Source organism: Flavobacterium orientale (assembly GCF_014638005.1).
GTDB lineage: Bacteria > Bacteroidota > Bacteroidia > Flavobacteriales > Flavobacteriaceae > Flavobacterium > Flavobacterium orientale.
In genome coordinates this window covers 1-816 of the sequence record NZ_BMFG01000035.1, presented here as the reverse complement: position 1 = coordinate 816, position 816 = coordinate 1, and the positions used below count along the sequence as shown (strand labels likewise).

At 40.2% G+C, this 816-nt stretch carries 1 protein-coding gene; it reads left to right on the top strand.

Features of this window, described 5'->3' with window-relative positions:
• On the top strand, positions 1-816 hold an 816-nt coding region (locus tag IEV15_RS14525), incomplete at both ends, for a MopE-related protein (RefSeq protein WP_229734169.1).

Sequence of the window (816 nt, the reverse complement as noted above, 5' to 3'; positions counted from 1 at the left end):
CTGTTTTGTCGGGAGTTACACTTTCGAGCTCTCTCAATTCTACTGTAACAGATGCACAAGGTTACTATGCCATCGAGTTGGTTTATGGCGATGTTTTAACTTTGTCAAAAGCCGATTATTTAGATTTGGTAAGTGAGCCATTTTTTGAGTCACTACCTAATTTTGATTTTTTACTTACTTCGGTGTGTAGCTTCGTCAATTGTCCACCGGGTACTGCTTGTGAACAAGGGGGGTGTTTTCCTATAGTCTATGTAGTTTCCGGTGTGGTTAGAGACAATGAAACGCTGGAACCTCTTTCAGGAGTAACTATTTCTTATGAATCTACAACAGTGCAGACTGATAGTCAAGGATTTTACAGTATTACTGTGTTATATGGTGCTCAACTAACCTTGACCTATGCTACTTACCAAACTTTAGTGTCAAATCCTTTAATTGAATTTTCCGGATCAACTGATTTTTATCTTACCAGTATGTGTTTAGGAGTTGTTTGTCCTCCCGGCTTTGCTTGTAATATGGGTGGGTGTTATGAAATAGACCCCTGTTCTGCAGAACCACCGGTGTTGTTTACTTGGTACTTAGATACTGATGGCGATGAATATTACACGGGAGATCCTATTTCAAGTTGTGAATCACCGGGAGACGGTTATACAACAACAGTACTAGGTAGCGGCGACTGCAACGACAACGATGCTTCCATTTACCCCGGAGCTCCTGTGATTTGTTATGATAATATCTCACAAGATTGTAATACGGATATTTATGATGGCTGTGCGATTGTTTTATCGCGTTTGCGTAATGATAATTGTGGTGCAACTT